At 58.9% G+C, this 2336-nt stretch carries 3 protein-coding genes; all 3 read left to right on the top strand.

The genetic code is table 11. The annotated features are described in order from the left end of the window. Positions 1 to 376: RluA family pseudouridine synthase (locus DTF_RS27005; protein ID WP_255342714.1), on the top strand; the 376-nt coding region annotated here is incomplete at its 5' end. Positions 377 to 443: 67 nt separating this feature from the next. Further along, a complete protein-coding gene (gene pgeF / locus DTF_RS0101730) occupies positions 444 to 1238 on the top strand; it encodes a peptidoglycan editing factor PgeF (RefSeq protein WP_027713923.1) in 795 nt (264 codons plus the stop codon). Between the two features lie 31 nt (positions 1239 to 1269). After that, positions 1270 to 1917 (top strand): response regulator transcription factor, encoded by a 648-nt coding sequence (locus DTF_RS0101725; RefSeq protein WP_027713922.1) that lies wholly within the window; start codon positions 1270 to 1272, stop codon positions 1915 to 1917. Positions 1918 to 2336 lie beyond the last annotated feature (419 nt).

Genomic DNA, 2336 nt, shown 5'->3' with positions numbered 1-2336 from the left:
AAAAAAAATGAGCGGCAGCAGCCGATCCGGCAGGCGGGCCGTCACCCACTGGCGGGTTCTTGCCCGCTTCGACCGGGATCGGCTCTCCCTGGTTGAACTGACGCTGGAGACGGGGCGCACGCATCAGATCCGGGTTCACTTCTCCGAAATGGATCTGCCCATCGCGGGGGATCCGGTATACGGCAGCCCCAAAAGAGCCGCCGCTCTGGAAGACCCGGTGCTGCGCAGACGGATTCAGGAGCTGGGCAGGCAGGCTCTCCATGCCCGTGTGCTCGGCTTTATCCACCCCGTCAGCAATGAGTACATGGAATTCGAAAGCCCGCCGCCGGCTGATATGCAGGAATTATTGGATTACCTGGAAGAGAAGTATAGATAATGTAGAATGTTAAGGGTTCCTTTTGCCTCGAACCTTTAGCCTTTACCTGAACACGGAGTGTTTGTTCATGAAGCTTGCCCGACAGGGAAAAGTCAGTTACCTTCAGCCGTCCTGGGCAGACCAGGGCGGCGTGGCGGCAGGGTTTACCACCCGCAACGGCGGAGTCAGCCGTCCTCCCTACAACTCTCTGAACCTGGGATACAACACGGACGACGTCCGCCACAATGTGGACGGGAACCGTTCCACCCTGGCTCGAGCTTTCGATCTGCCTCCTCACCTCCTGCTGACGGTGCGGCAGGTGCACGGCACCGACATTCTGGTCATCGACGAGCCCAATCCCGACCTTTTCCATTTCCTATCCGTCGAATGCGACGCGGTGATCACCGATCAGTCCGGAATCATGATCGGCGTGTTGACGGCGGACTGCTACCCCGTTCTACTGTTCGACCCGCGTCGCAAGGTGGTTGCAGCGGTGCATGTGGGATGGAAAGGGGCAGCGGCAGGAATTCTGGGGAAGGCTGTGGAAGCCATGCAGGCGTCGTTCGGATGTCGTCCCGAGCAGATCCTGGCGGCGGTCGGCCCCGGCATCGGCTCCCATAAATACGAGGTGGACCGTCCTGTTCGCGACGCCTTCCGCCAGGGGTCCGGTCACTGGGCCCGCATCGCCGAAGAAGTCGATCTGGGCAAGTGGCATCTCGATCTCAGGCAGAGCTGCCTGCTGCAGCTCGAAGATGCCGGCCTCGATCCGGCGAATCTGAGCGCGGCCGAACAGGACACCTGCTGTCACCGGGAGCTTTTCTTCTCCTACCGGCGCGACCACGGGCAAACAGGACGGCAGATGGGGTTTATCCTGCTGCGCTGAGGAAGCGGAGCTTGTAAGGACGGGACCGTTTATGAGTATAGGCATCCTCTTCGTTGATGATCATGAAGTTTTTCATGACTGCATAAGACACCTCTTCAATACCCGGGAGGATATGCGGATCCTGGCGGTGGCCAACAACGGACAGACCGCTTTGCGGCTGACCCGGGAGCTGCTCCCCGATGTGGTCGTCATGGATGTCCGGCTCCCGACGCTCAACGGAATCGAAGCCACCCGCCAGATCCTCCAGATTCATCCCCGATGCAGGGTGGTGGGCCTTTCCGGCTGCGCCGATCGACAGACGGTGGTTGAGATGCTCCGGGCCGGGGCCAGGGGGTATGTGGTCAAGGATGCCGCCTTCACCGAACTGGTTCAGGCCATCGAGACGGTGATGACGGGCAAGAGATATCTCAGCCCCGCGCTGACTTCGGTGGTCGTCGACCTCGTTCTCGGCATGGGCAAAGAGGAGGATCTCCAGGCTGAATCTGTTCTGACTTGCCGCGAAAGACAGGTATTGCAGATGGTCGCCGAAGGAATGACGTCGCGGCAAATAGCCGAAAGCCTCTGCGTCAGCCCCAAAACAGTCGAAACTCACCGTACCCGGCTCATGAAAAAGCTCAACCTCACCAGCCTGGCCGACTTGGTCAAATATGCCGTCCGCGAAGGCCTTACCACCCTCTAAACTTGATATCCTCCCCCCTTTAGACTCACGTTTTACTCAAGATTGAACCGCGGTTGCCCCCTGTCCGTGTAAGTGTTTTCCTTACATGAAAATACAGGGGTGTGCCAATTGTTTTCACCATCGGGATGTAATAGGTTATATGCGAACCGGAAAACGGAAGACGCTCGCGGGTGATTTTCCGATCGGTATGCCGGTGCCTGTTTTTGCTGCAGGAGGGGAGGCGGGCGAAAGCCGCGTCTGAAATACCCGGAGGGGGGTGAAGGCAGCAGCTCCGTGGCAATGTCACGGGGCTGCTGCTTTTTTAGTTTCTGTCCGGAAACGGTTCTTTTCCGCCCTGGCGGCGTCAATCCGCGCCCCTGCTTGTGCGACGTACGATGTACGTCTCCGCGCAGGTCCTTGATTTCCTTGCCACGACGAAA

It is taken from the genome of Desulfuromonas sp. TF (assembly GCF_000472285.1).
Taxonomy (GTDB): Bacteria; Desulfobacterota; Desulfuromonadia; order Desulfuromonadales; family ATBO01; genus ATBO01.
The sequence above is the reverse complement of the archived record's forward strand: the minus strand, read 5'-3'. Positions and strand labels throughout refer to the sequence as shown.